Consider the following 25,978-nt stretch of genomic DNA (forward strand, 5'->3'; position numbering starts at 1 on the left):
GTTTTTTTGTCCTGTGACTATATTCGTTATGCTCTAACTACCGTGCAATTGAAACAGCCAGGTTTGGCATTATGGATTTGTATATATTCGATACAAGGCTCTATAAATACTTCATTGATAGTTGTATCTAAATTTACGCCTTCCGTGATATGAGCATCTACCATCATCCCTTGGTCATTATATGCACGTAAAGATAATAGTCTATGGCGAAGCATCATAGGAACTTCATTTATTGACAGGTTAGCTGTTAAGGCGTTTTCTCTAACAAATATTGGGCCTGAGGCCTTATAGGGTGTATCTACCGAATGATGGCAATAATTAATAGCGAGAATTCTTTCCCCAATGTCTGCGTCTTCTAAAGATACTCGACACGGATAACCAGGCTTTAAATCAACCTCCATCCACTTGGCATTAGATTCAATGAGCTCAGCATCAGTCAGAGAAGAAAACAAACTTCTCTTCAATGGTACGATTAAAAAATTGTTTTCCATTCCATATATCTCTATTTAGAAAGAGTAACAAATTTATTCAAGAATTAAGCGAAGTTACAACCGAAAAATGAACAAGTAATTTTTGCATAATACTAAAAGCAATCAACACTGCATGCTGCGTCTAGGCCCATAGAGGCGTAATTGACAGTATTGTTATGCATAAACAGTATTGTATAAGTTTGAATAATGTTGGCATCATATCACTGATCAATATTTAGGTTTTGTATGTTAGACATAATTCAACATATTTGTTTACATCTCACCTTTCAGCCCGCTATGTACTTCAACACCCTAGCTAACTAAGTTTATATCAGCTTTTTAGTTACTGTTGTTTTCAATTAATAATTGTCCATTACCATAGGATACTATTTTATAGCCAGTCAATTCAGGTCTTTGACGAACAATAATAATATTACCTCTGATTAAATTAATAAGTATTACACCCAAAGCCTTTTGATCTATGGAGTTAGGAGATAAATACACCTCAGCAGCACATAGGCTTGCTGAGTTTGAAACCGTATTTGAAATACCTTCATTACACATTTCAATTAAACTAGACCACAGCATACTACTTTCCATTTCAGCAGGGGTTATATTACCTGTGAAATAGCCATGAACTTGAATATCCACACCTTCGTCTGAGTCGTTAAATATCTCAAGTTCAGTATGAGTTGCAAACGACTGAATTGGTAAGATCATTGAAATAGCTATGGTAAGGTATTTAAGTATTTTCATTATTCTTCCATGATTCGAGTGATTAAGCACTAGCATCCATTTTAGATTAAACGTCAACAAACTTAAGACGTCGTCGATATTATCAAAGAGTATCTTCCCAGTGAAGATATTTAGAAGAATTAAATACTTTTACTTATAGCTTTATAATAACGGTGTGCAAGGGAGATATGGAAGGGTTAAAGATTTTTTACTCAAACCACATTTATTCAGCAGTACCGTACATTTCTTATTGAAAAAGATAGTAATATTAATTTATCCAAGCTAGAAAATTCAAAAAATGTCGATTACTAGTATTAGGTATTACCATTATGCTTTGCTTTGCCTATAGTTGTGTCTATTACAATTGTATTTATAGCAACAGTAAGCCTCTAGATGAAGTTAATGAATTATTAGGATAACTCTATGAGAGTATGCGTGTAATTTATTAATTAAATTGCATTTCCTACAAATCTATAAATAAATTTCTTTGCAAGTGGCTGTATTCGTTTAAATTGCAGCCCAACATGATAATCGTTTTTCCTAGCAATCACATGCCTTACCTCAGCTATAGCATAAATTATTAGCTGGTTATTTAAATGATGAGCCTTAATCATGATTGATAATTTTTGCTTAACTTGAAAACTGACTGGGGTTGCTATCATTACTCCTTGTATAGAAATATTAACAGCTACAGCAGAAATAGCTTCTTCGTTATGATCAGTTCCTTTGATAGCTGCTTGCCAGTTAACCTCTTTACGAGGATAGGCACGTTGTTCCTGCGGTATTGGTACATCAATCAATTTATCTGTCATACTCAACTACTACACACTAAAGACAAGCTACCTATACTCTTCGCGAATGATTTTTAGGGTTTGTTGTCATCGCTGATCACCAGGTTGGTGGTAATATGCAGTTTATATAGGATCAATTAACTGCATTCACCCAAATCAATTAACTCATAGAGCTTAGTCACTTGACGGCCGCTCCTAGATAGCATTCGCTTTGACGATACTGTATATTTTTTAATATACATCCTTTGCAAAGTCTACTCAATGTGAGTATCGTTAACAAAAAAACATAATAGGCATATGCAAAATAAAAAGGCTAATAATATTAAGCGAGAAGTTATATTTTTTTTATAACTGAGTGATTGAGGAGCCTTCCACCAGCTTATTACCATTGCTGACATCACTACCTGTAATAGCCACAGGCCGATCATCTATTTTGATAAAAGGGTGCCCTGTTATAATAACACTTCCATCACTCAGTTTATCGCCAACCCGCGCAACTGGCTTACCACTTTCCCTATGATTTGGGCTACCTTCAACAATTACATTCCCCCTCGTATCTTTATCACCAACAAGCGCCCATTTCATTTTATTACACCTTTTTTACTGCTTTACTACTAAGTTTTATATACTAACTATAAATATGTCACTCCCAATAATATAGATTTTTCCTTAGTTATAAGCGTAGCTGGATTATATAAAGCTTGTGGATAGCACATCAGTATTATTACTTTTTTATTTTTCATTACGCCTTAATTTTTATTAATACAACGTTATCACCCAGAGCAAGTGAGTTTTGTTTTTTTATCGGAAAGACGACACTATACAGCTACAAAAAAGAAAGGGTAACTTAACGTTACCCTTTCACTTGACTCACTAATGAACAAGCATAGCGTAAATTTGATCCTTCAATTTAACTCGTCGCTTTTTCAATGAGAGATAATTTTCGTCACTTGTCGGAATATCTCTCATCGTTAAGCCACATAGCTGGTGATCAAGCATGTGATATTCAGCTGCCATTTTGGCGAAGGTGGGGTTTTCATGTTTTAGTTTATTAATTTGCTCCCGACACTGGGGGAACTCATCGACTAGGCTGTGTTTATGCCTTAACATTGTTTTCCTCCCTATTACTCATTAATAAGTTTAGTAATCTGTTGTTTAGCTCGCCAGCTAATTTTTCAGCTACGTTAACTCCCGCAAACAAACGATTCTGTTTGCAGTATCACACAGCACTTATTTTTATTAGCAAACCATAAAGCTATGAATAACGGAAATAACCAAACAAGTTATTGATGCTGGTCAACTTCAAGTAAAGGCACCTATTAGTTCTTGTTTTTTCCATCAAACTATGCTCTGATTAAAGGAAGCACGTGATAAAGCTCTGCTTAAATATACGTCACTCGCTTGATGTGTGACTGACGAGACACTTAATTGATGAGTTTGCTTGTAATGAATGCCCTGTTAGCTGCTAAAACTATTATCGTGAAGATACTCGTGATGATTATTATTCATCAGCGAGGGGGTTCACGTGGCTAACCACTAAATAAGCTACCAGATACCAAAACCCCCGACTTGCAAGAGCCGGGGGTTTTTTTTTGCAACAACAATGATGTGAACAGACTCTATGAATGGCGCACAGCATATTATTAAAGCCCTTGAAACTGCAGGAATCAGTACCATTTTTGGCTATCCGGGTGGTGCAATCATGCCTGTCTATGATGCGCTTTATGATAGCAAGCTCAACCATGTTCTTTGCCGTCACGAACAAGGTGCCGCTCTTGCTGCCGATGGATATGCCAGAAGCACTGGTAATTTAGGGGTTTGTTTAGCCACCTCTGGCCCAGGCGCCACCAACCTACTCACAGGCATTGCCAATGCACATTTGGACTCTATCCCCATGCTGGCCATTACAGGCCAAGTTGCCAGCCCCTTGATTGGAACGGATGCCTTTCAAGAAGTCGATATTTTAGGCATGGCCTTGCCTGTGGTTAAACACAGCTTTCAAGTGCGCACTCCATGCGAATTACCCAGAATGCTGCAAGAAGCCATGCAGATTGCCCTATCTGGGCGACCTGGTCCTGTATTAATCGACGTACCAAAAGACATTCAATTGGCAAAAATACCCCCACTGGTTGGCTTTCCCTCACTAGACAACAGTTTGCCTACAGCAGGAACCGGCACCATAGAAGAAGCCAATCAACTGATTCTACAGGCAAAACGACCTGTGCTTTATAGTGGTGGTGGTATTATGTTGGGCAACGCCGTTGCAGCATTAAGAGACTATGCATGCCACTCAGGAATACCCTCAGTCACTACCTTGAAAGGCATTGGCAATCATCTACCAGATGATCCTTATTATCTGGGTATGTTAGGCATGCATGGCACCAAAGCAGCCAATTTAGCCGTACAACAGTGTGATTTACTGATTTGTATTGGTGCCCGCTTTGATGACCGAGTAACAGGTAAGCTGGACAGCTTTGCAGAAAATGCAAAAATCATTCACCTAGATATCGATGCAGCTGAATTTGGTAAGCTCAAAACACCCGATGTAATTATCCATGGCGAACTCAATTACAGCTTAAGTCAATTAGCCTACTCTGCTAACATTGCTCAGTGGCAACAACAGTGCACTCAACTAAAAAGCCAATATGCTTTCACCTATCCAGAAAATCCCCCTTCGATTTATGCTCCCCAGTTAATTCATCGATTAGCACAACTATCTCCAGAAGAAACCATTATCAGTTGTGATGTTGGTCAGCACCAAATGTGGGTAGCACAGCATTACCAGTTTACTCATCCGCGCCACCATCTCAGCAGTAGTGGCCTCGGTACCATGGGATATGGTTTGCCAGCAGCGATTGGCGCCCAATTTGCTAACCCCAGTGCGCAAGTTATCAATATTTCTGGAGATGGCTCTTTCATGATGAATATCCAAGAGCTGGCAACCATTATTCGTTACCAACTCCCCATTAAAATTATCATTATCGATAACCAGCGGCTTGGCATGGTTAGGCAATGGCAAACCCTGTTTTTTACTGAACGATACAGCGAAGTTGATTTATCAGATAACCCTGATTTTGTAAAAGTAGCCCAAGCATTTGGTTTAACAGCTCAATGTATTACCCAAACATCTGAAGTAGAGCCCGCTTTGCAAGCTTTTCTCAAGGCAACCAAGCCTTTTCTTTTGCATGTATGCATCAACCCCAAGGACAACGTATGGCCACTGGTTCCACCGGGTGTACCTAACGATAATATGCTGGAGTGTACAAACAATGAATTACTATGAATTGCAATTGGTCGCTCGTAACACCCCTGGTTGCTTAGAACGAATTTTAAATACCAGTCGGGTTCGCGGCTTTGAAATAAAACACTTCAACGCAAAACTAAATAAGAAACAGGATTATTTTAAAATCGATTTAGCTGTAGCCAGTAACCGAAGTCAACAGCATCTAGTGATGCAATTAGCCAAGCAATATGACATTCGCGAACTAACTCCAGCAAAACGAAAACTTGCTGTTGTAGAAGCATGATAAAGGTTGATTATCAAGGAGGTAGCAGAATACTATCTCCTATAGGACTTACTAGTTTTCAATCTTTTATCACTACGTTTCTGCCAGCTTGCTTTGCCTGATATAAGCATTGGTCCGCCTTGGCCAACATATCGCTGAGCGAGTTATATAAGTTATCAGTTACACCTATACTAAACGTAATGCTTAGAACATTATCTCTCACTATTAAGGACTGTTCTGCAATAAGGTTTCGAAAACTATCCAGTAATTGCTTACTTTTTTCTGCATTAAGCCCATTAAATAAAATGCAAAACTCTTCGCCACCCACCCTAGCAACAGTAAAACGAGCGAATTTTTGCATTAATACATCAGCCACTTTAGTTAACACATAGTCGCCAGCTTCATGGCCATAACTATCATTAATCTTTTTAAAATAATCGATATCTAACATGGCCAAGCTAAGTTGTTTATTATTTTCCAGGGCATTTCCATATACTTTCTCAGCCATCTGAAAAAAATAACGCCTGTTGAATAACCCCGTTAGATAATCACGATTTGCAGCATCCTTAACAGCTTCAAATAGTTCCATTTCCTCTAAGTTATGCATTAATCTACAGTGCAGCTCTTCATGATAAAAAGGCTTACGTAAAAAATCATCAGCTCCATTTTTAATAAACTTGGCAGATAACGCCCCACCCCCTTCAGCAGACAAACCAATAATAATTAAGTTCTTATTATGCTGTTTATGCCGAATATGTTTTACCAACTCATACCCATTCATATTTGGCATATTGTAATCAACGATCATCAACCGAATATCAGGCTGTTGCTGCAACACATTCAACGCATCAACGCCATCTTCCGCTTCCAGAACTTGATATAAATGTTGTTTCAGTGTTTTTCTGATAAACGCACGAGAGGATTTAGAGTCATCAACCACCAGCACTTTAATAAACTGATTTTTTTGCAACCGTTCGATTAATTTAATGACATATTCATAAGAATAACGGCTTTCTTTAACCACATAATCAACGACACCTTTATCTAACAGTGCCTCCCGTTTTTCATCATTATATGAGCTTGAGAGTACAATACAGGGGATATTTGCATGCAGTATTCTATCAACCACTTCACCATTAGGCGCATCCGGTAAGTTTAAATCAGCTACTGCTACCAAATAAGTCTTTTCAGCATTGTTCAAATATCTCTCTGCCTCATTCAAGTTTGCAGCAAATGAAGGGGATAAGTCTTTTCTTGCCTCAAATAGGTGTTTAAGCACCTTCCAAACCATGGGGCTATCTTCAACAATTAATACAGAACTCCCCTTCATACAAGGTTTCCACTTATTTATAGGAGACTTTCGCAAAGCTATTGCAACAGCCTCATAGGATGCAATAGTGCAGCACTACAGCTGTAAGTGAACTGTCATTTCAGCTTAATAGTAGAGTATAGCAGCGCAAACTTGCTGCAATATTGTTTAAGCTTTACCAGTTGCGCGCATCCAGGCTTTTCGAGACAGGTGATGTAGCAATAGTAGCGGTGGCATTTTTAACCAGTGGGAACGTAAATAAAGTAATTGGCAGGCCAGTTTTTTTTGTAACCGTGCTTGCCCCCTTGCTAAAGGTAATATCGCTTCAGGCATTGCCCAATATTTCATCCGTTGAATAGGAGTTGGCTGTCTAGACAACTCTGCAAGCAATTTCTCATTGACTGAGGTTGCAAAAAACTGCTGTAACAACCACAAAATATCAACCAGAGGGGATGTAACACCGAGTTTCACTGCACGTTCTTGAAGCTGCAGCCAAAAGTCAGCCACATGTTGCTCCCCATATTTAAGCAATTGATCTATATCGTATAAATCTCTAATTCGGTTATGATAATCCGCGTCATAACCTAAATGGACCACAGCGTGTAACACCATGTCAGGAAAACACAAGGTATTTAGCCCTGGCTCAGTCAGAGGTACAGCCGCATTTAATAATAAAGAAGGATCTGGGTTTAAACGACTGGTGCGGGGTAAAATCCGGTGGTGAATATCTACATCATACAACCGTTCGCGATGACGATAAGGAGGTAACTCATGCATCCACTGACGGTAGTAGGCTTTATCATATTCATTTTGTTTTGCACAAGCCCAACCGTTATCGACTAGTAAAGATTCAATCGTAGGTAAATCCTCCTCAGCAAATAATAAGTCAACATCCGCTAACAATCGTCCTTCACTAACCGGAATATTATGAAATAAATAAGCCGCTCCTTTTAGTAAAGTTATTTGATAGCCGGCAGGGTACAGTATCCGCCTGAGTCTATTGATTTCCCAGCGAGCATTACGTTGTAAATATTTTGCAAACTGCAAAGCATCCTGGCATTGACCTTGTACCTGCTCAGGTAACTGATCCCAAACCTGTTGCTGCTGAAAACAGTTAGTCAGTGTGGCTAACATGCCAGCCTGTTTAGCCTGAAAAAGCAGGATGTTCCATTGCGCTACAGAAAACGGAACCACACTTGATGGTTCTTTAATGGCGTTCAGTAAATAATGATGTTCAGCCCGCTGTTTCATTAACCACTCTACTAATACTCTTGGCTGATTGGGAAGCAGGCTGCTGTTCATACAGGCTAAGCAATAATGGAATAACCGCCCGTAAATTATCAAAGTTCAATTCATAGCAGCTGCATTGATCAACTAATTGGCGTGCAGCCTGAAACCCTGAGACACCCAATAATTTGTAATTGAATGCATTATTTGCCAGTCTCAATAATGCTTGAGACTTTTCTACTAGGATCAATTCATTGTTCGCGCCTGGCTTATAACGGGGGAAAATGACCCAACGAGGATGAGCTTTTTCCTCTGCTCGTTCAATACTGGCAGCAGGAGGCCGAAAGTGAGCAACCATGCCTTTGCGGGTTTTTTCAAATAAAGGCCCAATGACCGCTTCAGGACTAAACCGCTTCATTACTTCAATTGAAGTATTTTTTAGTGGAATTAGCTTAGGGAGCGGTTGCAATAAACCTGTCTCAGGCTCTAATAGCCCAAACTCATCTGATAGCATTCGCCAGCCACTCAACGACAATGCTGCACATAAAGTACTTTTTCCTGAGCCAGGCCAGGCAGGAAATAAAATAGCCTGGCCATTACGCTCCACCACTGCAGCATGCAGCATTAAATACCGATGGGCATGGGTAGCAATACACCAGTTACTCCCCCACTCTAGCATAGGTAGCGCATGATCCAGTGGAAACGGTGCCATACCAGGCTCACCATCGGTTCTAAATTCCACTTGAGGTCGCCACCAACGACGCCACAACTGAGGTCGTTTAACCTGAATTGAAAAATCTATGAGTTGTGGCTGACTAAAGGTGGGATAATGTGCAAATAACCAATGCAGTTGGGATACAAGTGTTTTACAGTTTTTTACAGTTAATTGAAATTTAAATGGACCTATTTGATACATCAAGCCAGTGCGAAGCCGCTCCTGTAGCTCCATTACTGTTAAGTCCGCAATCTTCATGTAAAGTCCGGCTCAATCAACCCTAAACAATCCAGGTTGTGGATCAAATTACTAACTGGTTTTGCAAGCTGTTCCGAGGTCTGTTGCCATTGATTGGCAAGGCTTGTTATTAACTGATCAAGCGATAGTGGTTGTTTGGCCAATAACAATAAAACATCTAATGACATAGCATTTAACAAATGAGTATCCGCAGATAAGCCATTAAACACAATAGTATCTTCCCCCCAATCAGCCCATAGTAACTGATCAAGATCAGCCAGACGCCAATTTGCAGGTTTATTTTTTTTCTGGCAATAGATTGTCATGGCTTAAAGGGTAGACCAGATTAGTGCTGTAACCCAAAGGCTACAACACTCTTTATTAGGGGGTAGGCTGAATTGAAACCCAGCAAGAATTCGTTAACGGTGAAGTACCTGGAGAGTATTCAACACTCATTTGCTGCATATCATCAAAGTAAACAAGGACGCTCACCTGTTCAGAGCTTAACTCCCCTTCGTTATTAGTCACAGCTTGCTCCCACTCAGCCAATTGGTTTTGGTTCATTGCTTGAATCAGCTGCTGACTCAAATTTAACTCATACAGCGTATTATTAACCTCAACAATCATTTGAGGCTCACCATTGGTCGGAGTATATGTATACTTGGTACCCATTGCCCGTACCCAGCTAGGCTCTTCATTCATTCCGTCCTGCTCAGACACCACAGCATCAGGGTCAGGTAAATTGGCCTCAGCCAATTTCATATCACAAGTAGCACTGGTTGCTGCTAATGCCGCGCCACTTCTTAAAGTTAACACTAGAGGAGCTCCTACTGCAGAAGCTTTGAGCAACTTCCGACGTTGCACCTGTTTACTTGACAGTTTCTGAATATCACTGGTCAAGCTTGATTGCTGCCCAGTCTTAACTGGTTGATTGCTATGCTCACTATTACTCATTGTCCCGCCAACTTGTTATCCGTTAAAAACTATCCTTTATTAAGCAAAGTTTGGTCCATACAATAATTTTATTTATACCCCAGTATCAATCAGCTATTGACCATTTTCAGAATAATCAACTGTAACCTACTGTAAAATTATAAGACATCATTAACTTGACTATTTCACCCATTGTTCAAGTTCATGACAAATAACCAAGTTTACCCAGCTTATTAGTCATCACCTATGAAGCTGATGTCGCTACCGGCCGGTTCGGATTGGTTACCCATTCGCTCCAAGAACCAGGATACAACCTAGGGCGCCCTAATCCTGCTAGGTCCATGGCAAAGATATTATGGCAAGCTGTTACTCCAGAACCACAATAACACACCAAATCTGTGACTTCTTTAACTGACAAGTTTTTAAAACGCTCAATTAATTCATGTTTAGGCAAGAAACAACCAGACTCAGCTAAATTGCCCTGGAAAGGCAAGTTAAGCGCGCTGGGAATATGTCCTGCGACAGGATCAATTGGCTCTTGCTCTCCAGCATAACGAGCAGTAGCTCGAGCATCAATCAAGCACCATTTTGGCATAGCCAGCTGCTGCAGTATTTCTTCTGCAGACACCCACATGGTGGAGTCGGGCACACCCAAAAAGTTTCCTTCAGCTTTATTGGGTATTTCTGCTGTAACCGCTAGCTCTAAACTCTGCCAGGCTTGTATGCCACCATCTAAAATCGCCACTTGCTCCTTGCCAAGCCAAGTCAGTAACCACCAGAGCCGAGAAGCCATACTACTATCCTGCTGATCATATACGACCACTTTTGTGTCTTGATTAACCCCCCAATCTCTTAGTTGTTGGCTAAGGCGATTGGCATCAGGCAAAGGGTGGCGCCCAGTTGCTCCTGGTATAATCGGACCAGATAAGTCTTTTTCTAAGTCAGCATACACTGCTGTAGGAATATGCTGCTGCTTATACGCTTGCTGACCAGCTGTAGGATCAGCCAAAGAAAAGCGGCAGTCGATAACACAAATATTATTGTTAAGAGAGAGTTGTTCTGATAACCAAATAGGTGTTACCAGCATTTCCATAAACGTTACCTTGTCTTTAAAATTTTTAGTTAATACGCGTTATTCATCCGCTGCTTTAATAGCGTCTTCTGCTGACAACTCTTTCCCTTTTAATTCAGCCACCACATCAACACCATCCAACACGACTGGATCTTTGACAATTATTCGGGTTCGCTGACCAGCTGACTTCTTGTTCTGCTTTTCAGATGAAGTAGCCGTAGCCGATTGCTGAATAACTGTTTTGTCAGGATTCACATCGGCAGGAGGCTTCATAGCACCACGAGTATCTGCAGTTTGTTTACTATCTCTACTGTCACTTATCCCAACTTTTGTAGAGTTAGTCTGTTGAGAGCTAGTAGCAGGCCCGTCATTATTTAGATCATCTTTCTGATTAACTAAGCTGTCATCAGGCGAAGGTAGGGGGGCATTTGGGGTTATCCAGGAGTCCCATCCTACTCCTATCACGCCAGCCGTAAAGACCGTCGTCACTATTAATACAGCCCAAAGGGTTTCTTTTCTCATCTGGCCAACGTCCTCTTAATCTTCTGTTACTGGCAAGCAATCATGAGTCTACTAAAATTAGGTAGATACTTAGAAGAAAAAAGCCATTTGTTGATGATATTGTAAAAAACCATCAAACAATAGTTTTTATACCAAAAATGTAGGGTATAACATTTATTTAATGATACAAAGACGGGGTGTTGAAACTTACTAATATTTTTTGATATTCAACAGTGCAACATTATCGACACTCTATTATGAAAATTAAGCAATATGTAGTAACCACCCAACAAATTGTAGTCAAAAGGCTGATGAAGTACCATGCAGTATGAACTGACTAGGCTAATGCAAGGAGCAGCATTTTAGCCCAAGGGCCAAATATCAACTGGCCCCTGTCTGTTCGCTCTTGGATGACATGTATGTTTAATAACTACTTATTTATCAGCCCAAAGGTTCCAGTTATTGGCTCTTTGCCCGTTATTGCCGAACCAGAAGTTAAGTCCCAGGTTGACGAGTTAGTTGAGCTACTCGAACAGCCCGCTTCCGCCCTGTTGTGTAAACATTGCCTTAATACTATCACCTACGAACATGAACGCATCGAAATCAGCGGCCAACACATTCATCTCAAAATGAACCCTGCAGGCTTTGCGTTTGAGTTTGGTTGCTTTTGTGCTGCACCAGGTTGTAATCAGTATGGTCAGTATCATTCAGAGGCAACTTGGTTTACCGGATGTAGTTGGGCAATTAGTTTGTGTACTTGCTGTCAACAACATCTAGGTTGGCATTTTCAGCAAAATGATGAAAGTGGCAGTTTTTACGGGATTATCTTGGATAAACTTGTTACGTCAAATTCGCCACGGATTTCCAGTTAACCATTAAATACCCTGGCAAGCTGCTCTTTTTCAGCTATTTTTCATAGGTAGCTGTTTAGGTAGTTCGGTGCTTGTAATGTGTAAGTTTAGGTTGGCATGCTTTTTATTGTTAGCTACTTTTTTTTGTAGTTACTCCGCTGCTCGCGACAAAATCGTTTTATCTACCCTGAATTGGGAACCTTATATTGGCCAGGAGTTGGAAAATAAAGGCTATGTCAACGAAATTGTTAAAGCTGCATTTTCTGAAGCAAGCTATGAACTGGAGGTGTTGTTTTTCCCTTGGGCTCGAGCACTCCACGTTGCAACCCTTGGTCATGTAGATGGTTTATTCCCAGAATATTATGATGAAAACCGGCTCACCGATTTTGTTTTTTCCGACCCCTTTCCAGGTGGACCAGTCGGATTTTATAAACGAAAGGATCAAAGTATAAAGTTCAGTGTAGATCCACGCAAAGATCTTGCTGCAGCCTTAAAGGACCTACGTAACTATCGTTTTGGCGTAGTGAGAGGTTATATCAATACCAAAGAGTTTGATGAAGCAGACTATTTAGTAAAAGAAGAAGTAATCAACGACGATACCAATATCAAGCGTTTATATAAAAATCGTGTCCAACTTATTTTTATCGATAAATATGTTGCCCAATATATTATTGCCAAACGCTATCCTTGGTATGCATTAGAATTGGAGTTTCTAGATCCTCCTTTAGAAATTAAGCCCCTTTATATTGCTTTTTCCAAAAAAGCCCCTGAATACAAAAAAAAACTGGAATCGTTTAATCGTGGTCTAAAAACAATAAGGGAAAACAAACTAATGGAAGAGATAATGATGAAACATGGGTTTTAGTTTTTTGCAGCTTTGTTAAGCATAAAAAAATACCTGGGCTCCTACAGAGCCCATACTGAATACTTAGCTTAATTACCCGTTGAATTGGGATTTATATTATCCCCGTTAGGAGCCAACTTTAACAAATCACTGGCAAAAGTATGCAAAAAATGGATATCTTTTTCTGTCAACACACCTAATCTCTCCATCGCCCAGCGATATTCTACTGCTGTAGGGGAAATCGCCAAGCTCTCAAACAGTAACGCTAATTTGGCTTTTAGCGCTTTCATTTGACCTTCAGGTGCAAGTATCTCTTGTTCTTGTTCAATATCAATACTTGATAAAACGTAGGCATACAGCATTATACTTTGCCCTAGATTAAGTGATGGCTGAGGGTTCGCAAGAGGTATGCTACTAGCAATGTCACAATGATGTACTTCTTCTGAAGTTAAACCACTTTCTTCACGACCAAACACAATACCCACTTTACTAATTGTTGCGCCCTTTGTTTCAAGCAACTGCTTGACCTGCTCAGGACTATAGTAATAACGCTTGGTACTACGCTTTTTAACCGTTGTCGCTACAGTAAAATCGAGATCAACAGTTGCCTCTGCCAAGTGGTTATAATGTTTTGCCGCTGTCAGCACTTCTCTTGCCCCATGGGCAACCCACTGAGCTTCTGGTGCTAGATGCGCCTGGCTATTTACAATCCTTAAATTAGCAAAGCCCATGGTCTGTAAGGCTCTTGCAGCTGCACCTACATTAGCCGGAAGCTTAGGTTCGACCAGAATAAAATAAATTGACATATTCCTATATGACCACTACATGAACGAAATTTACTTATAACCTTCGTGAATAATTTGTAAGGCTTCGTTATCTTCGCTGACCACCAATGATGGTGGGAAGGCAGTTAATGCAGGAGAATTTAACGGCATTCACTCCAGTCACTTATTATTTATTAGCTCCTGGACTTCAACCACTTGATAACCTTACCTAAAAATCATTCGCATTAGGTGTATATTATACTGCAACTTGTTAATAGATCTTCAAATAACCCAGCCCTAATATTTCATCAGCAATCCAGGGTTCAAAGTTCAGTGCATTCTAAATCAGTAAATGAACAATAAATAATCTTAACTGCTAACAACCTCTCGAAAATAATGATCAGGGTCACCAATGCGTATATTCCGCAGCCAGATAGTCTTGAGTGATAGAAGACATCCAAGCTATGATGCGCCAGCCAACATAAAGCAGTATAAGCACAACAATAGGCGTCAAATAGCAAGTCGAAGGCGGTTACTGCAAACATTTTATTTGCAGGCTTAGTAGTCTTGTATCAGCCTTCAAAGAGGGTTTCGTAAAGGTTGGTTGCGCCTGCCAAAGTGCGCACCAGATAAATCGCAGTAGTTTTGCGGACACCCTTCAATAATCAAAGGAGCAATAATGAAAAAGTTAGCCACTATTTTCTCAATCACGCTATTAACTGCCTGTGGCAGTAACCAAACCACTACTGATACCCATAGTGAAACCACCGAACCAGTCAGTACTCAGGTTGAGCCAGTAGCACCAACTCCCGTTGATACTGAAGCGGACAAGTTACGTCAACTATGGGAACGTTACTGCAACCATGAACCATTAACCATTGAAGAACGCCAGATGATTGCTGATTCTGAAATGCCTGAAGACTTGCGTGGCCAGTGTACACAAAAATAATTGATCACTGCTCTATCGTACAAATAGCCAGCCAGTGCTGGCTATTGTCAAAAGCAACATAACTATTTTTCCATTAACTCCAATGTCTGCCAGATTGGAATTAAAATATCCTTCCCTAATTGTTTGGACCGCTCTGCCGACCAACCTGTCAACGGGTCAGCCAATAACTGATTATCCTTAAATGGCATCTCTAACGTTAATGATAACGTTTGAAAGTGATTGGCCAAATAACTGGCTGCCATTGATAAGTTCGCTTCACCCGGTGAGTCAATCGGATACCCATGCTCCACCTGAAACTCAGGCGTTACCTGCAAAAAGACATCTTTAAACCGCTGCTCCAGGTTAGCTATATGCTCATTATAATTGGGCACCCCTTCTGCGGTTACCACAAAATTATAGGGCAGGACTTCATCACCATGAATATCTAAAAAAATATCACCCCCTATTTCATGCATTTTATTTCTAACTAAAAGCACTTCAGGGCTTTTTTCCATTGATGGGTTTTGCCATTCCCGATTTAAGTTAATGCCTGCTGCATTAGTGCGTAAATGTCCTCTTACACTACCATCAGGGTTCATGTTAGGCACAATATAAAACACCGTTTGCTTAAGCAGTTGTCTGGCTACTCCAAGATTAGGGTTTAATAATGCTTCCAAGGCACCTTCAATAAACCATTCCGCCATGGTTTCTCCTGGATGTTGACGAGCAATCAGCCAAACTTTATAAGTAGCGGTTACTTCACCAACTTGCAGCAAATTAATATCCCGACCATCTAAAGTCTGCCCCAACAAATGCATGGAGACACGCTCATCAACCAATGCTGCCTGTAACAAATCCAGATGTCTTTCATAAGAATATGGCTCAAAATAAGCAAAGAAAACGCTGGCTTCTTCCAAACCAAATTTCACTGACAACACCCCATTCTCATAACAGGAAGGCATGCGAAACCAGTTTTCTCGATCATAGCTCGCAAGTACCTGATATCCCTCCCATCCTTTTGCATAGGCAGCCTCTGCAGCATTCATAATATGAAACTGGTATTTTTTGCCAACCTCACCAACAAACCGAAAATAAAACCACTGATAAAAATCAGACTGATTGTCTTTTTTTATTTCCAGTTGAATATCATCAGCATCTTCTAACGAAACAACCGCTATATTGCCACCTTCAAACTGATCACTAATATGCATTCGAACTTCCTTTGAGTGAGTCTACACTTACATAAAGCCTTTTCTAACAGACTATTGCAGATAGACTCTGATTATTGGTTAACAACTGATTAAAAAGGTCCTTTAGCTAAAAAATGTTTAGTTACTCCATACAACTGCTAGATTCTAAATTAGATGGCTAAACTCCTGTTTTTAGTATTACTGACAATATATTCGATTACTATTAATTTAGCGTGCTTTGCTGCTCCTGTTATTAAGATATACACCTCTGAAGAACCACCGCTCAACTTCTCTATTGGGCCAAGTAAAGAGTCTGCGGCTGGTAGTGATGTATCAGGCTTTGCCACAGATGTGGTCAGAGAAATTCTTGCTTTAACAAATAATAGTTCTACCCCCATTGTCTTACTCCCCTGGGCTAGAGCCTATCAATATACATTGTATGGTGAAAATGTCTTTCTATTCAGTATGGGCCGCACCAAGCAACGGGAACAGCTATTTCAGTGGATTGGTCCATTGGCAGAGAAAAAAGCGATTTTATATAGTACGCAAAAGACCAAGGTAACCATTAGCTCATTGGATGACGCAAAAACAGTAACGAGTATTGCCACTGTTATTGACGATTCAAAAGAGCAATACTTAAAAAGCCAAGGTTTCACTAACTTAAGCAGCAGCCCAATATGGAAGCAAGCCATACAAAAGCTGTTTATCAATAGAGCAGTTCTATTAGCTCAAACTGACCTAGATATTCCCTTTATAGTGCGAGAAGCTGGTTATTCAATTGACCAAATCAAACCTGTGTATGAGCTTTATAAATTCCAGCTTTTTATTGGTACTTCCAAACAAACCTCACCGCAATTAGTCAGCCATTGGCAACAAGCCTTAGATACGATAAAGAAAAATGGACGCTTCAAAACACTGGTAAAAAAATGGTCAGACTACTATCAATTGACTAACTGGCAGTATCAAAAAGGCATGCTGCGAGTTGTTTATTAGCACTTTTCGAACTGATTCAATTGAAGGTTATTAACCAACCACAGTAAAACCTTAACATGGTCTACACATTCAATTTTTGAACTTATTGCTATTAAAATATACAACTCTCGTCCCAGTACTGTTTTTTTATCTCATTATTATCAAGCACACCGAGGTACCCACAATTTAATAGGTACAGCGACGACATTATATTTAATGTAGTTATTTAAAGGAGTAAACAACAATGAAACTAAAAACAATGTTGTTGGCAGCAACACTTTCATTAACAACGCTTGGTAATACCAGTTATGCTCGTCCAGACTTTCAGCCACTTCCATTAGAAGAAGCACTGAAAAAACTTGAACTCACGACTGAACAACAAACCAAGACTAACACAATTGTCACCGAAGATAATAAACGTTATGAAGAGCTACTGGCTAAGCATAGTCTCACTGACGAACAGCTAACCACCTTATTAAAAGATACGTTCAATGCGAAATACACCACTATTCGCTCATTAAAACAAGTACTGACCGCTGCTCAAATGGAAAGGCTCATTCGTCTCATGAAACCACGTCATGATGGTCGCCCTTGTAAGCCTAAACCTGATGATCAAGATGTTAGACCCTGTAATAAACCCAAACCTGATCCTGTCCCTAAACCCGATGATGATGTGGTCATTATGAATTTGTTAAAGCATAATTCATAAACATATGGGTAAGTACAACCACTCTAGCCATTTCAAAGGCATAGAGTGGTTGCTCCACAAGCTAGCGGCACAGTTTTACAGGATATAGTAACTCTTTACTCTATTCAGAAAAGATCATATATACCACTCAGTATTGTTCCAGGCTGACGCCTAACGCTCCTTTTCCCTCTTCAAACCTTCATCAAGCACCAAAGACAGTAACTAACATAAAAAATTCATCAAATTTTTTGATGAACTAACTCAGAATTTTATAGCCTATGTTACTGTTATCTGTAATATGCTATTGGTTTAGAAGTGATATCGTGTCTTAATTCGTTAGGCTTTAAGTTTCAATGCATATAAAAAACACCCCTAAACAATATGGTTTAGTGAGTATTTTGCTTCACTGGCTCACTGCCATCACCATTATAGGTCTGTTTGCCTTAGGCTTATATATGGTAGAGCTTGACTACTATGACCCTTGGTATAAAAAAGGTCCTGACATACATAAAAGTATTGGCTTATTACTTTTGGCTGTATTTATTATAAGGGCAGGGTGGCGTCTCTTTACCAATGCCCCCAAACCACTCGAGACCCACCAGGCATGGGAACGACTGCTGGCACATTTAACCCATATTACACTTTATCTGTTAATCTTACTGGTTATTTTCAGCGGCTACTTAATTTCAACCGCCGATGGCCGCTCAGTAAGTGTTTTTGGCTGGTTTGAAGTACCTGCTCTAATTACAGGTATTGACCAACTAGAAAGCTATGCAGGCGCTGTGCACTATTACTTGGCATTTATCTTAATTGGTTTAGCCAGTTTACATGGCCTTGCAGCAATTAAACACCATGTACTGGATAAAGACGACACTTTACGACGGATGTTAGGTACTGCAAAAAAATAACAGCTATACGACATCTATCTTACAATAACCTTCAAACAACAGGAGCTATCAATGCGATTAAATAAAGTTGCAAGCGTTTTCATGGGACTAACCTTACTTGCCTCAAGTCAGTTATGGGCTGCCGATTACAAAATCGATACTAAAGGAGCCCATGCGTTTATCCAGTTTAGAGTAAAACACCTTGGCTATAGCTGGCTTTATGGCCGCTTCAATACCTTTGACGGTTCCTTTAGTTACGATGAAAAGAAGCCTGAGGCCACGAAAATAAATGTCACTATCGATACTGCCAGCATTGACTCTAACCATGCAGAGCGTGACAAGCATCTTCGCAGTGATGACTTTTTAGATGTTAAAAAATTCCCTAAAGCGACCTTTGTAAGTAAAAAAGTCATGCCTAAAGGCAGCGATAAAGCTGTTTTAGTAGGTGACTTGACTTTACATGGTGTCACTAAAGAAGTGTCTATTGATGTAACCAAAATTGGTGGTGGTAAAGACCCATGGGGCGGTTATCGTCAAGGCTTCCAAGGTTCTACATCATTTAAATTGAAAGACTTCAATATCAAAAAAGACCTTGGCCCAGCTTCCCAAGAAGTTGAGTTGATTTTATCTATCGAAGGTATTCGTCAAAGTTAATATTATCTACTTTATTTTCAGTTAAAGTTGCTATTGCTAGTCTTGTAACAGACTAGCCCACTCATCCCAAATCTTCTCCCCACAAGGGAGAAGGCTTAAGTTGGAGTACTTTGAATTACAATCACTTCCACTGATCTCTTAAATGAGCCGGTATATAACGTATTTCTACTAACTCAAAAAATAACTCGGTTACTACTGCAAGTAGTGCCGCAGGTATTGCTCCATACAATACCAATTGAAAGTCATTAAGTGCTAGCCCTGTAACAATCGGTTCCCCTAACCCACCAGCACCAATGAAAGCAGCTAAGGTTGCCGTACCAATGTTTATTACCGCTGCTGTTTTAATGCCAGTAAACATGGCAGGTAAAGCCAAAGGTAAATATATCTTTTTCAATTGTTCTTTATGAGTTAGTCCCATGCCTACCGCTACTTGCTTCAGAACTGGGTCAATGGTCAATAAAGCGGTTGTTGTACTTCGAACGATAGGCATGAGTGAATATAAAAACAAAGCAACAACTGCGGGTAACCAACCAATACCAAATAATGGAATAAATAGCGCCAATAATGCAATAGAAGGGATTGTTTGTAATAAGCCTGTAGTATAAATAACCACACGACTAATCGTTCTATTACGATAGCAGTAAACACTTAGCGGGATTCCTAATAGACAGGCAGCCCCTAAAGCAATTAACGTCAGCTTTAAATGTTGCAATATATTTCCTGGCAACTGCTGCCAAGGGCCTTCTAGTTCTACTTCACTGGCCTTTTTATACTTTTTTGTGACCAGAAATTGATGGGCTACTTCAGCAAAGGTTTTATCATTATTGACAACTTCACCATTTAACCTTTGCATAGTGGCTTCATCTAAAATACCAGCTAGTTCCTTTAAACTAGTTACCATTGCTTGATCAGCATCCTCCCTTACCAGAGGCACTGCATCATAGCGAGGGAAATAGCCATCATTATCTTCCAACAACAGTAAGTTGAACTTATTGATATCTCCATCTGTGGAGTAAGCATCGGTAATATCAATTTTTCCTGCTTGAATCGCTTCATATGCCAAGCCGTGCTCTATCCCAACTGGCTGCTGGTTTAACTGGTAATGGACAGCTAGTTTTTCCCAACCATCTTCACGCTTCATAAATTCATGGGTTAAACCAAAATTCAGCTGAGGGTGTTTAGTAAGATCAGCAATGGTTTTTATCCCCAGTTTATTGGCTTTATTTTTATCCATCACCAGCGCGTAAGTATTATTAAAACCTAAACTAGGTAATACCTGTAGTTCATGTTGCTTCGCCAATCGACTCAATTGCTCAAAAGCCGGTGTATTTTTTAGCTTGAAAATAGCCTGTGCCAAAGTACCGGTGTATTCCACATAAACATCAATATCACCATAACGCAATGCCTCATAGGTAATAACTGTTTTACCTAGCCCCAGCTTACGCTCCACGTTATAACCATCAGACTCTAACTTTTGGGCAACTAGTTCACCGAGTAAATAGCCTTCATTAAATGCTTTACTGCCCACCGTTATGGTAGTGTTATCACGATCAGTTACACCAGCAGCCCATTGACTCGTCCAAAGCAAAATAATAAACAACAATAATCGCATATTAAATGTGATCCTTGATAAGACGTGCAACATAGTCATTAGCAGGCTGAGCTGTGACCGTGGAAACCGCACCATGCTGAACAATTTTTCCTTCCTGCATTACTGCAATTTTATCCGCTATTTTTACTGCTTCACGCATATCATGAGTGACCAGTAATACAGCTCTAGGTTCTTCCTGATGAAGTTGTAAAAAACGATCATGAACTTCTTTACGAGTGATAGGATCAACAGCAGAAAATGCTTCATCTAATAGTAAAACAGCAGGCTTCACCATTAATGAACGACATAAGCCAACTCGCTGGGCTTGCCCTCCTGATAACTGATGGGGATAGCGCTCTAATAAAGTAATGGTTAACCCCATGCAGTCAGCAAGATAAGACACTCGTTGTTCAATTTCCGTTTGTTGCCAATTATCCAATTTTGCTAATAAGGCTATGTTTTCAAACGCATTCAAATGGGGGAATAAACCTATCTGCTGAACAGCATAACCAATCCCACGTCGGGTGGTATTATTAAAAGGTTGGGTTTGGGCTTGACCAAAGAGTCTTATGGAACCAGAGGTAGGCGCTACCAATCCATTGATAAGTTTTAGCAAAGTCGATTTACCACAACCACTTTCCCCTATTACAGCAGTAATTTGTTGTTGGGGCAGAGCAAAGTCTAATCGACTAAACAGCTCTAGCTGTTGATATTTCACACTTATCTGAGAAAGTTCTACTGCTAACTCATCGCCAGGTTTCGTCGTATTCAAACTAATTTCTCAATAATTACACATTAATATTAGGCTATGAGGTAACATAGCCTAGCATGAAAGTTATTTGAATACTAATAATACAGCTAAGACACAATGGTGTTGGGTTTATAGTGAAATTTGCTAGTTTGAAAATTTAATCGAGTATTAAAATATCCATGATCTGATGAAGTATTCGGGCTAGACTGACTGCAACCAGTTATCTGCTAAATAATTACATTGCGTATCAATCAAGTGGAAAGTTAACGCTAACCGAGAACGGCTAGAATAGTTTTGCTCACTAAAATGAGGTAATAAGCCATGCAAAATAATCAAGCTACCCTGTTTTACCTCTAAAGGTATAGCAGCATTTAACTCCCACTGAATATTCTGCAATTCGACCATTTGCATCTCACCATTTTGATTACAATAACGCATGGCAAGCCCTTGCTGATGACCACCAGGAATGGCATGTAAACAACCATTATCAACGGTCGCATCCTCTAACGCAAACCAAAGTCCTATTACACTGGAGGGTTCAGTATAAAGAAAAGTCGCATCTTGATGACACCCAACTTCACCACCAATATAAGGTTGTTTAAAAATAACCATTGATTGAATCATTTTTGGTGAAACCAACGGTAATTGGCTTATTAACTGCTTTATGCTGTTACCTTCAACAAATTGCTTAAATACTGGATCAAATCTGTGTAAAGCATGGCCAATTTTATTAATAGCCTGCTGCTTTTGTTTAGTTAGCGCACCATCCTTAGCCACAGCTAACTCTTCATAAAAACAGCGAATATCATTGGCTGACTCCATAAAATAGCGTGACTTATCATGCTGACGGTGTGTTGTTGAAAAAACCACTGTTTCTTGTTGCTGCTGGTCTTGAGCAATCTTGAAAGCTTGTTTTTTTAATTTTTGACAAGTTTGCTCCGCCACAAAATGATTAACTACCAAGAAACCATTTTTATGATAAAAGCGCCAGGCATCATGGGTTAATCCTTTCTGTTGATTCCAAGTGAATTGTTGTAATTCATTATATTTTTGCACAGTAGTTTCCATTTACTTGCTCGCTTATTATTCGCTTTGGCCATAGTATAAAGCCAAATTAAATAACTCATCAATTACAACTGACACATAAAATAATGAAGAGCATCGAGCGATGCAAGGTAATAAAAAGTTAAGAGATATTACTGGAGTTTAAAGCTGATATGAATAATTGGTCATCCATGACCAGGAGTATCCTTAATCAATAGCATATTTATGCTGAGGTTATTTTTTATCTAGTTTAATACTATCCACATAAAAATTAACTTTAGGCTCAGGACCAATAATATATAGCTCAGCTGCTTTCAATTGCCCTTTTGGCTGTAATTTAAAGTCCGCAGCAACCTGATACCATTTATTTCCTATTGGTAACAGCATATTATGGATTCGCTGCCAGTGATAACCTTCATCGTCTACATAAAACAGCTGTACGTCCAGCATTTGACTGGCTTTGGCTTCATCTCCCAAACTTGCTGATAAAGAGAATTTATAGTCCGTATTAGCTGTTAGCGTTTCCTTAACTGGCAGTGATAAACCGGCATACCAATGGCCCCTTTCAGTAACCTGAGCACTCCACTGGCCTTGCTGACTCATTTTATCAGTTCGTTCCAGCTTGCCCATTTTGAAAGCAGACTGCCACCCATGCAAGTCGTCTTCAAAGTTATGCTCAAATACCTTGTTATCATCAGGTTTCGGATCAGGGTCTGGGTTCGGAGTATCATTTATAGGTGTAATTTTTACCTCATCTATCAATAGATCTTTATCTGCCTTTGGGCCAAATAAAACAATATAGGCGTCGGTTACTTTACCTAATGCATTTACCTTAAATTGCTTTTTCAACTCTTTAACATTTTCATCCACTTGATTAATAGCTAAATATTGATAGTAGTAGGCACCTAACTCATTTTTCAACAGTAAGGTCACCATGGCTAAATCTTTATCAGCCCCTTTTGGTAACTTCACTTTAGCCGTAAATACATATTCTTTATTTTCAGCTAATGGTTGTGCCAGTTTTTGTAGTGTCCCATCATAATACTGTTTACGGTCAGTCACTTTTAACCAATTATCCAAGCCACAATCTTTTTTCATTTGCTCGATAGCATGCTTGATAGATTTGGTATAAAAGCGTTTCCAGGGTGTTAACTGATTAAAGTCAGGCTCTCTAACCAGATTACCTTTCAACAAGTCTGGCTTTTTACACATAGTGTCGGGTTTTGGATCTGGCTTAGGATCGGGTTTTGGATCCGGCTTAGGATCGGGTTTTGGGTCCGGCTTAGGATCGGGTTTTGGATCCGGCTTAGGATCGGGTTTTGGGTCCGGCTTAGGATCGGGTTTTGGGTCCGGCTTCGGATCCGGCTTAGGATCTGGTTTAGGATCTGGTTTAGGATCTGGTTTAGGATCAGGTTTTGGGTCCGGCTTAGGATCAGGTATAGGGTTATTAATATCATCAGGAAAAGGAATGGTGTGCTTGCGTTTGCTAGACATTTCCGCTGCACGTTCTTTCCACAAGCGAATTAGGTTTGCAGTAGTTTTATCACCCAGGGATAAACCATTAGCATCTTTAATATCGGGGTTTGAATAAAAATTGGAAGAATTACCACACATATGGGTGCGGGTTTTTCCATTATTATAACCAAACGCATATGGCCATTTTTTCGCCTTATCCGCCTCATAGCAGTGCCAGCCACCAACATTATGGCCTACCTCATGACGCCAAGCATTAGGCCAGGGAGCTCCTACCACCTGAGTATAACCAGTTACCCCAGCCCAACCTGCAGCACTATTTGGAGCATTAGTTGGCATCTGCACAACCCCCACTAAGTCAGGGGCAAATTTTTCCACATCAGCCGCAAACCATTTTTCAACTTTACCTAATACATCGCCAATAATACCTGGATTCTGTGAAGTAAAACCAATACCCACTAGCCGAAGTCGTATATTGTTAACTCCGGAGTTTTTTAACCCACTATTTACAGAAGCCACATACTTTTCTGCCTCGGCTTTTGGATCACCTACTTTTTTTGCTGCCTGATGAGAAAATCCAAGGTATACATCAATAATATAATTACCTTTTTTATCAGTTTCACCTTTAGCTGTTTTATCCTTATCATTAAGCTTAGTCACTTGCCAGTTTTCTGCAGGTATTACATGCTGATCTAATATTTCAGGCATTCGCTGTTTAATAATAGTGTATCGACCATTCTCATTCGGCTGCACCAAATAGCTATCATATTCAGTTTCAATTAAACCAGTTACCTTGTTGGTATCGTGGTTAATTGTGAAAATGACATTACTATAATTTTTAATATGATCAAAACCACTATCAAACACATATCCATAAATAATTTCTACGTTATTAGTAGTCGACTGTTCCCTCCGTTTTACCTGTAGATTAAATGATTCCCCTAAAAATAAATTTAGGGTTGTTTGCTCTGGGAAAACTATTTTTCCATCAATCACTTCAAGTTGTAGATCTACTTCACGTTGATCCTGTATATATTCTGCTTCAGCCTTAGAAATAGAGTTTTGTTGTTGATAGTTATCATTAACTGGTGAAAATAAGGCTTCAGCTGCTGATAAACTCATAGCAGTGACTGCTGCTTGTGAAACCAAAGCTGCCGAAAGCAGCATAGTGACGGATGATTTTTTACTTTTTAGTCTCATCGTTGCTTCGCTCATGCATAGGGTCATAGAACAACCATACCCTAACGAAGCAGACGTCAATTCATCGAGAAACAAACCACAGATGATAGAAGAAATTTAATACTTGTAACCAAGTATATTCATTTATAAAGCAATTAATCAGCAATTACTAAAACCTTGCCTAACTGCAATATGATATATTCAGGGTTTTGAATACTCACTCCCATAAAACGAGAATTTTAACAGTTAATTTAATACCTCATTAATTAATTCCCGAGCTCGATCAAATATCCCTCCCTTCAGGCCTTCCTGATCGAGAAACTGTTTTAATTTTTCTGCTTCCTGTTTAGCTTTTTCCTCATTACTGGATGCACGGGCACTCTCTATTCTGCCCATCATGTGACTAACCTCAACTGCAACCTGGGACTTCCCAGCCCCTTTTAATAAAGTCACCATCATTGCCAACAACAATAATAACAGTGCAACCACCAGCCAAATCATCAACCCTCCTGTTTATTCGAAGCTGCCGCAAAAACTAGCAGATATGGAAGTAATACTGTCGAGTATAGCTGAGAAAATAGCAAGGATGGCAGGTAAGGGTGTTAAGTGAAAGGATTACAAGCCGCTCTGTTTAGAACGGCCTGGCTCTAGCTACTTTTATCAGCT

Annotated in this window: 28 protein-coding genes; 9 read left to right on the forward strand and 19 right to left on the reverse strand. The window is 39.7% G+C overall.

All coding sequences use genetic code 11. The features are described from left to right. Window positions 1-26: 26 nt before the first annotated feature. The 5 genes from G4Y78_RS20975 to G4Y78_RS20995 form a co-directional block, all read right to left on the reverse strand. Window positions 27-452 carry a DUF1203 domain-containing protein gene (locus G4Y78_RS20975; protein WP_222937550.1) on the reverse strand — a complete coding sequence of 142 codons (426 nt, stop codon included), beginning with the start codon at window positions 450-452 and terminating at the stop codon, window positions 27-29. Window positions 453-809: 357 nt separating this feature from the next. Next, window positions 810-1,226 carry a hypothetical protein gene (locus tag G4Y78_RS20980; protein ID WP_163834856.1) on the reverse strand — a complete coding sequence of 139 codons (417 nt, stop codon included), beginning with the start codon at window positions 1,224-1,226 and terminating at the stop codon, window positions 810-812. Between the two features lie 428 nt (window positions 1,227-1,654). Next, window positions 1,655-2,017 (reverse strand): PilZ domain-containing protein, encoded by a 363-nt coding sequence (locus G4Y78_RS20985; protein ID WP_163834857.1) that lies wholly within the window; start codon window positions 2,015-2,017, stop codon window positions 1,655-1,657. 324 nt (window positions 2,018-2,341) lie between these two features. After that, on the reverse strand, window positions 2,342-2,581 hold the full coding sequence (locus G4Y78_RS20990) for a PAAR domain-containing protein (protein WP_163834858.1): 240 nt from the start codon (window positions 2,579-2,581) through the stop codon (window positions 2,342-2,344). Between the two features lie 288 nt (window positions 2,582-2,869). Continuing rightward, the gene (locus G4Y78_RS20995) at window positions 2,870-3,106 is read right to left on the reverse strand and encodes a YdcH family protein (protein ID WP_163834859.1); all 237 of its coding nucleotides are present in this window, start codon (window positions 3,104-3,106) and stop codon (window positions 2,870-2,872) included. A gap of 511 nt (window positions 3,107-3,617) precedes the next feature. On the opposite strand from G4Y78_RS20995, the gene ilvG reads away from it, so the two are divergent. After that, window positions 3,618-5,279 carry an acetolactate synthase 2 catalytic subunit gene (gene ilvG, locus G4Y78_RS21000; RefSeq protein WP_163834860.1) on the forward strand — a complete coding sequence of 554 codons (1,662 nt, stop codon included), beginning with the start codon at window positions 3,618-3,620 and terminating at the stop codon, window positions 5,277-5,279. Beyond that, the gene (locus tag G4Y78_RS21005) at window positions 5,266-5,523 is read left to right on the forward strand and encodes an ACT domain-containing protein (RefSeq protein WP_163834861.1); all 258 of its coding nucleotides are present in this window, start codon (window positions 5,266-5,268) and stop codon (window positions 5,521-5,523) included. Before ilvG ends, G4Y78_RS21005 begins: the two co-directional genes overlap by 14 nt. Window positions 5,524-5,581: 58 nt before the next feature. On the opposite strand, the gene G4Y78_RS21010 is transcribed toward G4Y78_RS21005, so the two are convergent. The 7 genes from G4Y78_RS21010 to G4Y78_RS21040 form a co-directional block, all read right to left on the reverse strand. Next, window positions 5,582-6,832, reverse strand: coding sequence for a diguanylate cyclase (locus G4Y78_RS21010; RefSeq protein ID WP_163834862.1), 1,251 nt, complete (start codon window positions 6,830-6,832; stop codon window positions 5,582-5,584). A gap of 147 nt (window positions 6,833-6,979) precedes the next feature. After that, window positions 6,980-8,062 carry a nucleotidyltransferase domain-containing protein gene (locus G4Y78_RS21015; RefSeq protein WP_163834863.1) on the reverse strand — a complete coding sequence of 361 codons (1,083 nt, stop codon included), beginning with the start codon at window positions 8,060-8,062 and terminating at the stop codon, window positions 6,980-6,982. Beyond that, a complete protein-coding gene (locus tag G4Y78_RS21020) occupies window positions 8,046-9,011 on the reverse strand; it encodes an HprK-related kinase A (RefSeq protein WP_163834864.1) in 966 nt (321 codons plus the stop codon). Before G4Y78_RS21020 ends, G4Y78_RS21015 begins: the two co-directional genes overlap by 17 nt. Further along, window positions 9,008-9,316, reverse strand: a complete 309-nt coding sequence (locus G4Y78_RS21025) for an HPr-rel-A system PqqD family peptide chaperone (RefSeq protein ID WP_163834865.1) — start codon at window positions 9,314-9,316, stop codon at window positions 9,008-9,010. Before G4Y78_RS21025 ends, G4Y78_RS21020 begins: the two co-directional genes overlap by 4 nt. A 55-nt stretch (window positions 9,317-9,371) precedes the next feature. Further along, on the reverse strand, window positions 9,372-9,944 hold the full coding sequence (locus tag G4Y78_RS21030) for a hypothetical protein (protein ID WP_163834866.1): 573 nt from the start codon (window positions 9,942-9,944) through the stop codon (window positions 9,372-9,374). A gap of 223 nt (window positions 9,945-10,167) precedes the next feature. Next, window positions 10,168-11,016, reverse strand: coding sequence for a sulfurtransferase (locus G4Y78_RS21035; RefSeq protein WP_230425628.1), 849 nt, complete (start codon window positions 11,014-11,016; stop codon window positions 10,168-10,170). 39 nt (window positions 11,017-11,055) lie between these two features. Next, entirely contained in the window at window positions 11,056-11,517 is a 462-nt protein-coding gene (locus G4Y78_RS21040; protein ID WP_163834867.1) for a hypothetical protein, read from the reverse strand. A 398-nt stretch (window positions 11,518-11,915) separates the two neighbouring features. Here G4Y78_RS21040 and G4Y78_RS21045 point away from each other — a divergent pair, with 398 nt between their 5' ends. Then, window positions 11,916-12,368, forward strand: coding sequence for a cereblon family protein (locus tag G4Y78_RS21045; protein WP_163834868.1), 453 nt, complete (start codon window positions 11,916-11,918; stop codon window positions 12,366-12,368). 76 nt (window positions 12,369-12,444) lie between these two features. After that, window positions 12,445-13,212: a substrate-binding periplasmic protein gene (locus tag G4Y78_RS21050; protein WP_163834869.1), complete on the forward strand. Its 768-nt coding sequence runs from the start codon at window positions 12,445-12,447 to the stop codon at window positions 13,210-13,212. Between the two features lie 68 nt (window positions 13,213-13,280). On the opposite strand, the gene G4Y78_RS21055 is transcribed toward G4Y78_RS21050, so the two are convergent. Beyond that, window positions 13,281-13,997 carry a tRNA/rRNA methyltransferase gene (locus tag G4Y78_RS21055; protein ID WP_163834870.1) on the reverse strand — a complete coding sequence of 239 codons (717 nt, stop codon included), beginning with the start codon at window positions 13,995-13,997 and terminating at the stop codon, window positions 13,281-13,283. A gap of 637 nt (window positions 13,998-14,634) precedes the next feature. Here G4Y78_RS21055 and G4Y78_RS21060 point away from each other — a divergent pair. After that, the gene (locus G4Y78_RS21060; protein ID WP_163834871.1) at window positions 14,635-14,904 is read left to right on the forward strand and encodes a hypothetical protein; all 270 of its coding nucleotides are present in this window, start codon (window positions 14,635-14,637) and stop codon (window positions 14,902-14,904) included. 62 nt (window positions 14,905-14,966) lie between these two features. Here G4Y78_RS21060 and G4Y78_RS21065 read toward each other — a convergent pair whose 3' ends face one another. Further along, window positions 14,967-16,094 (reverse strand): M14 family metallopeptidase, encoded by a 1,128-nt coding sequence (locus G4Y78_RS21065; RefSeq protein WP_163834872.1) that lies wholly within the window; start codon window positions 16,092-16,094, stop codon window positions 14,967-14,969. Window positions 16,095-16,247: 153 nt separating this feature from the next. Between G4Y78_RS21065 and G4Y78_RS21070 the strand changes: the two genes are divergently transcribed. The 4 genes from G4Y78_RS21070 (at window position 16,248) to G4Y78_RS21085 (ending at window position 19,274) form a co-directional block, all read left to right on the forward strand. Beyond that, a complete protein-coding gene (locus tag G4Y78_RS21070; RefSeq protein WP_163834873.1) occupies window positions 16,248-17,066 on the forward strand; it encodes a substrate-binding periplasmic protein in 819 nt (272 codons plus the stop codon). A gap of 223 nt (window positions 17,067-17,289) precedes the next feature. Next, entirely contained in the window at window positions 17,290-17,754 is a 465-nt protein-coding gene (locus G4Y78_RS21075; RefSeq protein ID WP_163834874.1) for a hypothetical protein, read from the forward strand. 332 nt (window positions 17,755-18,086) lie between these two features. Then, on the forward strand, window positions 18,087-18,641 hold the full coding sequence (locus G4Y78_RS21080) for a cytochrome b (RefSeq protein WP_163834875.1): 555 nt from the start codon (window positions 18,087-18,089) through the stop codon (window positions 18,639-18,641). Window positions 18,642-18,692: 51 nt separating this feature from the next. Further along, complete coding sequence (locus G4Y78_RS21085) at window positions 18,693-19,274, forward strand: YceI family protein (RefSeq protein WP_163834876.1); 582 nt, start codon at window positions 18,693-18,695, stop codon at window positions 19,272-19,274. A 121-nt stretch (window positions 19,275-19,395) separates the two neighbouring features. Here G4Y78_RS21085 and G4Y78_RS21090 read toward each other — a convergent pair whose 3' ends face one another. From G4Y78_RS21090 to G4Y78_RS21110, 5 genes are all read right to left on the reverse strand, one after another. After that, on the reverse strand, window positions 19,396-20,886 hold the full coding sequence (locus tag G4Y78_RS21090) for a glycine betaine ABC transporter substrate-binding protein (protein WP_222937551.1): 1,491 nt from the start codon (window positions 20,884-20,886) through the stop codon (window positions 19,396-19,398). Window position 20,887: 1 nt separating this feature from the next. Next, complete coding sequence (locus G4Y78_RS21095; protein ID WP_163834878.1) at window positions 20,888-21,637, reverse strand: ATP-binding cassette domain-containing protein; 750 nt, start codon at window positions 21,635-21,637, stop codon at window positions 20,888-20,890. 180 nt (window positions 21,638-21,817) lie between these two features. Then, a complete protein-coding gene (locus tag G4Y78_RS21100) occupies window positions 21,818-22,672 on the reverse strand; it encodes a phytanoyl-CoA dioxygenase family protein (RefSeq protein ID WP_163834879.1) in 855 nt (284 codons plus the stop codon). Window positions 22,673-22,894: 222 nt separating this feature from the next. After that, complete coding sequence (locus G4Y78_RS21105; protein WP_163834880.1) at window positions 22,895-25,348, reverse strand: carbohydrate binding domain-containing protein; 2,454 nt, start codon at window positions 25,346-25,348, stop codon at window positions 22,895-22,897. Window positions 25,349-25,558: 210 nt separating this feature from the next. Continuing rightward, on the reverse strand, window positions 25,559-25,813 hold the full coding sequence (locus tag G4Y78_RS21110; protein ID WP_163834881.1) for a hypothetical protein: 255 nt from the start codon (window positions 25,811-25,813) through the stop codon (window positions 25,559-25,561). Between the last annotated feature and the right edge of the window lie 165 nt (window positions 25,814-25,978).

The organism is Spartinivicinus ruber (genome assembly GCF_011009015.1).
Taxonomy (GTDB): Bacteria; Pseudomonadota; Gammaproteobacteria; order Pseudomonadales; family Zooshikellaceae; genus Spartinivicinus; species Spartinivicinus ruber.